This window comes from Tardiphaga sp., assembly GCF_025356345.1.
Classification (GTDB): Bacteria; Pseudomonadota; Alphaproteobacteria; order Rhizobiales; family Xanthobacteraceae; genus Tardiphaga.
On the sequence record NZ_JANXTC010000017.1, the window covers coordinates 24,099 to 31,351 of the forward strand.

Genomic DNA, 7,253 nt, shown 5'->3' on the forward strand with positions numbered 1-7,253 from the left:
GCAATCCAGGAAGCGAAAAAGGACAGGACTGCTTCGTCGCGAGATCTCCCGCAATGACAGCTATAAAGAGCGCTCTTTCGAACCTACAGATTCGCCGCGCCAAAGATCTCGCGGTACCAGTCGGCGATCAGCGTCGGATTGATGCGGCCGTCGATAATGAAGACGCCATGCGCGCCGTCGTCGACCCAGCGCCGCAGTTGCGCGAGATCGGCGAGGGTTCGCACCACGACGCCATCGGCGCCGTAGCCCCGTGCGATGGCGGCGAAATCGGTCACGGGAAATTGCGCCATCGCCGCCGAATAGCCCTCAGGCACAAAATGATGCACCTCGGCGCTGTAGGCGCTATCATTATAGATGAAGATACAGAGTCGCGTTTTCAATCGCACCGCGGTTTCCAGCTCGGCGATCGCCATCAGGAAGCCGCCATCGCCGACCGCCAGCACGGTCAGCCGCTCCGGCTGTGTCACCGCGGCACCGATCGCGCCGGCCAGGCCCAACCCGATCGACTGGAACGCGATCGGAATGCACCAGCCGCGCACATCCGGTACCGACAGATAGCGCGCGACCCAGCCGACAAAATGTCCGCCATCGACAACGATGGTACGGTCCTTCGGCAGAATGTCGTTGACCGCCTTGCTCAAGCTACGCGGATCGATGTGCTCGTCGTCGCTGGTGTCGTCGTAAGACAGATTGCGGTTGCTTTTGGCGTTGATGACATCCGCGACATCGGGCGAGCGCCAGCCGGCAACGACCGGCCCGGCGCTCTCCAGCGCACGCAGCACGGCACCCGCCACCACAGCGGCATCGCCCTCGAGTTCGAGATCGACCGGACGATGCACGCCGATGCGCCCCTTCTCGACGTCGATCTGCACCAGCTGAGCATATTGCGAAATCAGTTTGCCCTTCTTGGTGGTCCACATGTTCAGCGACATGCCGAAGGCCAGAATCATGTCGCTCTGCGCGATCAGCTCGGCCGCGGCAGGCGAGGAGAAGCCGCCGGCGATGCCGAGCGTCCAGGGATGGCCGGCGAACATGCCGTGCGCCTGCACCGAGGTTGCCAGCAGCGCGCCAAGTCGATCCGCCAGCGCGATCAGTTGCGGCTCGGCGTCAGCCACCACGGCGCCGTGACCGGCGAGAATCAGTGGCCGGTTCGAAGACTTGATAGTCGCCACCAATTCATCGAGCTTCGCCGCGTTGAGCGGCAGCCTCGGGTTGATCGGAGGGTGTTTTTTTCCCAACGTGGCCGAAACGGTTTTTTCCTGCACATCCACCGGCAGGCTGAGTACCACCGGCTTGCGCTCGCGCAGCGCCTCTGAGGCCGCGCGCCAAGTGTCCGTATAGGCGGTGTGCGGATCAGCGATTTGCCGCCACACGCCACCGACGGCACGCACCAGTTCGGCCTGATTGAAGGCGAAAGCCGAATGGATGTCGCCGAGCACCACGTCGCCGGCCAGCACCAGCAGCGGCGTATCGCTCTTGGCGCATTCGCCGATGCCGGTGATGGCGTTGGTGAGGCCGGGCCCCGCGGTGACGCTGACAATCGTCAGATGGCGCGACAGCCGCGCAGCGACATCGGCCATCGACACCGCGCCGCCCTCATGGCGCGCCGCGATGAAATCGACGCCGAGTTCGGTCAGCGCCAGCGTGACCTTGAAATTGGCCCCGCCGACCAGGCCGAAGCAGCGCTTCGCGCCGATATCCGCGAGCGCCCGCGCCACCTCGCGCCAGACGGGGTGACTGTGAGCTACTTTTTCAAGGCTGGCGGTCGAGGTCATGAGGTCACTTTGCACCGATGGCGACAAGCTCGCCATTCAAGGATCGGGCCAAGTTACTTCATGCTTAAAGGATTTACCACGCCGTCCGCCACACCATCCGGTTACGCATTTACCGCGGCGGTGCGCATGTCCGCTGTTACCGCACGGGCGGTCTGCGCCGGCACGCCGAGCGTGACCTGATCGGCCACGATCTGCGCCGTCGCCGCCGACAGCGTCCAGCCGAGATGGCCATGGCCGGTGTTGTAGAACACGCGCGGCTTCCGGCCCGGACCGACGCGCGGCATCATGTCCGGCAACATCGGTCGCAGCCCGGCCCACGGAACTACGCGGCTGGTGTCGATTCCCGGAAACAGTTTTCGGGTCCAGTCGATCAACGGCTGAACGCGATCGGCGCGGATGTCACGGTTGGCGCCGTTGAATTCGGCGGTGCCCGCGACTCGAAAGCGGTTGACGCCAAGCCGGCTGGTCACGATTTTCGCCTTGTCATCGAGCAGGCTGACCCACGGCGCCGCGCGCTGATTGTCCTCGTCGTTGAGTTCGACGGTGATCGAATAGCCCTTGACCGGATAGATGTTGACGCGATCGCCGAGCATCGCGGCGAGCTTGCGGCTGGCAATGCCGGCACAGATCACCACGCCATCGAAACGGGCGTTCTCGGCGCGTCGCCGCGCATCCGCCAGATCGGTCCAACCGATATCGACGGCCTCGCTTGAGGCTGCCAGTGTCGAGACATCGGCATCATGCACAAAGGTCACGCCGCGACGCTGGCAATAGGCCATCAGACCGCGCGTGAATTTGTGGATGTCGCCGGTGAAATCGGACGGCGTGAAGAAACCGCCGGCATAGCGGCCCTTCAGCGCCGGCTCCAGGCTGCGGATCTCGTCGGGCGACACCATCTGGCGGGTCAGACCGCCCTCTTCCAGCAGCGCGTTGGCTTTGGTTGCAACCTCGAGACCCTTGGCGTCGTGATAGATGTGCAGGATGCCGCGCGTCTCGGCATCGAAGTCGATGCCGGCCTTTTCGGCCATGCCGAGTAGATGCTGGCGCGCCTCGATCGCCAACCGCGTGGTGGCAATGGTGTTGGCGCGGTAGTTCGGGATGTTGGCGACGAATTCGGCCAGCCAGGAATATTTGTGCCAGCTCGGCGTGAGATTCAGCGACAACGGCGCATCGCGGCGAAACAGCCAGCCGATTCCTTTCAGCACGGTCGACCAATGGTTCCAGACTTCGGCATTGCTGGCGGACAACTGCCCGCCATTGGCATAAGAGGTTTCCATCGCAGCATAGCGATGACGGTCGAACACGGTGACGGTGTGACCTTTTTCAACCAAGGCATAGGCGGTCGTCGCGCCGGTGATACCGGCGCCGATCACGGCAATATGGGACATTAAGGCAGCTTTCGTTCGAGACAGGACGTGGCCCGGATATTATCCCGGCCGGCGATCCCCATCTGTCACGGTACCTGAGAGCTTATCCGCAGCCGGAGCCGCAGACTTCCCCTTCGGTGGACGCTCGAAGCGCCTCTCTCCAGATTGTCCAATGATGCGGTCCCTGGTGCCTGAGAGTTTCCCGGGGGGTTGCTCCTTCGGCGCCGGCACTGGCGAAGCCAACACCGATCTCTCCCGCATCATCTGATCGGACCCGCCCAATTTAGGGTGCGACGCAATATAAGCAAGGCGATAAAATATGCTGTTTGCCGAAATTTAACGCGGGCGGCGCGCTCAGGCGCGGCCGGCCGCGACCATTCCCGACAGATCGCCCGCCCGGTGAATGGTCGCGGCCTCGACCAGACAGCCGCACAGCGTCTCGATATCGATGACCGGCAGCGGGCACCAGCCACACGGACACCCCCCATCCTGATGGGCGGCGGCGACTTCGCGATAGGTCGCGCCGAGCGCGCTGGCCAACAGGCGCATCACCACGCCGGGCGGCAGGCGCGAAGAAGCCAGCACCCGGCAGAACGTCGCCATGATCGTCTGGTGAAGATAGCTCCGCGCCGTACTTTCATCGATGATATCCGAGACATTGATATGTTGCGCAAGCATGTGGCTTATCCTTTGCGACCCCGCGAATTTCTACGACCTGTGCCAACGTCACTCAACGCCTTTCCATCCGCCTGCCTTAGAAGGCCTCAAGCACCGTCGGTTTTGAAGGGCTCCAAACACGCGGCTTGCCAACACGTCGGACGGCTCGATCGACATGATACCATCGGCGGTGAGTACGCGGTCGAGATCGGCGACCAGCCGGTTGGCCTGGCGCAGGCGGATACGGTCCAGCCACTGCGGATCGAGCGTGCGTTGGAGAACAGCGGCTGCGTCTTGTGCAAGGCGATGTAGCGCACGAAGGTGTCGGAGGATTCCGGCGTGAACCGGTAGTTCACCTCCCGCGGCAAGAGCTCGGCGATCGATAACAGATCCTCGTCGAAGTAATCCGGGAAGTCGATGTGATGCGCGATCCGCGAGCGGAAGCCGGGATTGCTGGCGAAGAACTTGTCCATGCGGTCGCCGTAGCCGGCCAGGATCACCGGCAGATCCTCGCGCTGGCTTTCCATTACCTGCGGCAGGATCTCGATCGCCTCCTGGTCGTAGTCGCGCTCGTTGTCCGGCCGGTGCCGGTAATAGGCCTACTCGATGAACAGCACGCCCCCATCGCCTTCTTCAATATTTTTTCGTCTTCGGCGCGGTGTGGATCCGCGTCTTCACCGGCTTCAGCCCGACCCACTCGCGATTGAGCTGATCGAGAATTCCGCCGATCCCGCCGTCGTTGAATTCGCGGCGCAGGTCGATGCGTTCGACCGGCGCCTCATTGGTTTCGGCGGATTCCAGCGCGCTTATGATCCACCGTAGCGCTGGCCCTCCGGCCGATCGACGGCGGCGTGCCCCGCGGTTGGCGGTGGCGCCGGCCTGGATGCCCCGCGGATGGCCGATGGTGCCACCGCCGAACTGCAGCACGACGTCCTCGCCGAGATGATCGAGCAACTAGTGCATCTACCCGGCATGGATGCCGCCGGACGCCACCGGCATCAGCTTGTTGAGGCTGGCCCAGTCCTGCTCGAAGAACACGCCGTGCTCGAGCCGCATCGGGTTGTGATCCTCGCCGCAGATGTCGTAGTAGCCGCGCATGGTGGCGGGATCTCCCTCCAGCTTGCCGACCACGGTGCCGGCATGGCTGTGGTCGACGCCGGCCAGCCGGTGGTGCCCGCGCCCGACGAGCCGGTGATCGAGATGATCGGATGCCTTCGCGACATCAACGCCCTCTAGACACGGAAAAGTCCCCGCCGCGCGAACAACGGATCGGCCTTGCTCGCAGCGGCGGGATCAAGGTGGAATAGCTCGATGCGCCGCACCTTGTCGATCGACCCCATGATCAACGGTACGCGCTGGTGAATGGAGGTCGGCGCCAGATCGAGGATGCGCTCGCGGCCGTTGATGGCGCCGCCACCGGCCTGCTCGAGGATGAAGGCCATCGGATGGGCTTCATAGAGCAGCCGCAGCCGGCCGTCGGCATACCCCTTCCGCGCATCGGACGGATACAAGAACACGCCGCCACGGATCAGGATGCGATAGGCCTCCGCCACCAAAGAGGCGATCCATCGCATGTTGAAGTTCTTGCTGCGCGGGCCTTCCTCGCCAGCGAGACATTGATCGACGAAATCCCGCACCGGCTGCTCCCAGTGGCGGTAGTTTGAGGCGTTGATGGCATATTCGGCGGTCTCCACCGGAATCTGCACGCGCTGCCGGATCATCCGATAGGTCTTCTCCGCTCGGTCGAGCGTAAAAATGTCGACGCCATTGCCGAGCGTCAGCACCAAAGATGTCTGCGGGCCGTAGACCACGAAGCCGGCGGCGATCTGGGCACTGCCTTTGCCGTTGAAAGGTGTTTCGCCCGCGGTCGATGGCATGATCGAAAAGATCGTGCCCACCGTCATGTTGGTCTCGATGTTCGACGAGCCGTCGAGCGGATCATAGGCAATCGAGATCGGCGCCGATTCATCGCCGACCTCATAGGTCTCGGCTTCCTCGGAAGCCAGCGCCGCGTAGGGCACGGATTTCAGCGCCACGCGGATGATCTGGTCGGCACGGACGTCGAGGTCTTTCTGCACGTCGCCATCAGCGTTTTCGCCGCCCTGCGCCGCGCCGGTAATCCCGGCCAGCGCGCCGCGGCCGATCAGCTCGGAAATCTCGATCGAGGCCGCCGCGAAGGCGTCGACCGCCGCGGCCACGGCCAGCCGCACGGGATCCTGCCCCGCGAAGGTATTGGTATGTGCAAACAGCGTCAGGTCGTCGGTCATGATCGTCTCCCAGGAAATGCTCTGCCCCTTCTGACACGAGGCGTTGTGGCATTGACCCGCCCGAGGGCGACCGCTCCTGTTGCCCACAGATATTGACGGCCGCCGGTAAATAAGGAGAATTTCATTATATTGGCTATGAAGAAAGTTTTCCCTATATGTCAAAGCGCTTTCGCGACGTCTCGATCCGGCAGTTGCGGGCGCTGGCGGCCCTGCAGGCCAGCGGCAGCATCACCGCCGCGGCCGGCAAGCTGCATCTGACCCAGCCGGCCGTCACGCTGCAATTGCGCAACCTGCAGGCGCTGGCCGGCCTGCCGCTGATCCAGCGCACCGGCGACGGCATGCTCCTGACCGACGCCGGGCGCGAAGTGCTGGCGCTGATAGAACGCATCGAGGCGGCGATGGCGGCATGCGCGACGTCGCTGGAAATGATGGCCGGCAAGACGGCGGGGCGGATCTCGATCGGCGCTGTATCGACCGCGAAATACTTCGTGCCGTTCGCGATCGCCGGATTTTCCCGCTTGCATCCGAAGGTCGAGGTCCGGCTGACAATCGGCAACCGCCAAGAGATCGGCGCGGCCCTGCTCGGCTACGGTCTCGACTTCGCCATCATGGGACGGCCGCCCATCGACGTCGAGATGGACGTCCGCCTGATCGGCGACCACCCCCATGTCATCATCGCGCCAACGGGACATCGGCTGGCGCGGAAGCCCCGCATGGCGTTGAGCGAGCTGGCGCAGGAAACGTTTTTGACGCGCGAGGCAGGCTCGGGCACTCGTGGGCTGATGGAGCGATTATTCGAATCCGCGACTATCCGACCAACGATCGGCATGGAGATGAGCAGCAACGAGACCATCAAGCAGGCGGTGATCGCCGGGCTCGGCATCGCCTTCATCTCGGCGCACACCGTGGCAACCGAGCTCGACGAGCGCCGGCTGGTGATGCTCGACGTCATCGGGCTGCCGATTGTACGGCAATGGTTCGTGGTCTCGCGCCGCGACAAGGTGCTGCTGCCGCCAGCGCGGGCCATGCAGCAGTTTCTGGGCGAACAGGGCGCCCAGTTCCTGCCGCGCACCCACCGCCGGCTGCGACTGACACGCCCGTCGAAATAAAACGGGTAAACTCAAATATTTCCCCGTCCTTGCGAGGTCAGGTAAAGCCAATTGGATTTCCCTGACCTCGCAAGGACG

At 63.6% G+C, this 7,253-nt stretch carries 5 protein-coding genes, 2 pseudogenes and 1 riboswitch; of the genes and pseudogenes, 1 reads left to right on the forward strand and 6 read right to left on the reverse strand.

What is annotated here, in order from left to right:
• Window positions 1-83: 83 nt before the first annotated feature.
• From Q0S16_RS00790 to Q0S16_RS00815, 6 genes and pseudogenes are all read right to left on the reverse strand, one after another.
• Complete coding sequence (locus Q0S16_RS00790) at window positions 84-1,775, reverse strand: thiamine pyrophosphate-binding protein (RefSeq protein WP_295843969.1); 1,692 nt, start codon at window positions 1,773-1,775, stop codon at window positions 84-86.
• A gap of 101 nt (window positions 1,776-1,876) precedes the next feature.
• A complete protein-coding gene (locus tag Q0S16_RS00795) occupies window positions 1,877-3,163 on the reverse strand; it encodes a D-amino acid dehydrogenase (RefSeq protein ID WP_295843970.1) in 1,287 nt (428 codons plus the stop codon).
• Between the two features lie 147 nt (window positions 3,164-3,310).
• Window positions 3,311-3,410, reverse strand: a riboswitch (glycine riboswitch).
• A gap of 86 nt (window positions 3,411-3,496) precedes the next feature.
• Window positions 3,497-3,820, reverse strand: coding sequence for a hypothetical protein (locus Q0S16_RS00800; RefSeq protein WP_295843972.1), 324 nt, complete (start codon window positions 3,818-3,820; stop codon window positions 3,497-3,499).
• A 48-nt stretch (window positions 3,821-3,868) separates the two neighbouring features.
• Window positions 3,869-4,612: pseudogene (locus Q0S16_RS00805) on the reverse strand (hypothetical protein).
• Window positions 4,613-4,639: 27 nt separating this feature from the next.
• Window positions 4,640-4,990: pseudogene (locus Q0S16_RS00810) on the reverse strand (RuBisCO large subunit C-terminal-like domain-containing protein); the annotation flags it as partial.
• A gap of 41 nt (window positions 4,991-5,031) precedes the next feature.
• Window positions 5,032-6,066: a class 1 fructose-bisphosphatase gene (locus tag Q0S16_RS00815; RefSeq protein ID WP_295843974.1), complete on the reverse strand. Its 1,035-nt coding sequence runs from the start codon at window positions 6,064-6,066 to the stop codon at window positions 5,032-5,034.
• 155 nt (window positions 6,067-6,221) lie between these two features.
• On the opposite strand from Q0S16_RS00815, the gene Q0S16_RS00820 reads away from it, so the two are divergent.
• A complete protein-coding gene (locus Q0S16_RS00820) occupies window positions 6,222-7,175 on the forward strand; it encodes a LysR family transcriptional regulator (RefSeq protein WP_295843975.1) in 954 nt (317 codons plus the stop codon).
• Window positions 7,176-7,253 lie beyond the last annotated feature (78 nt).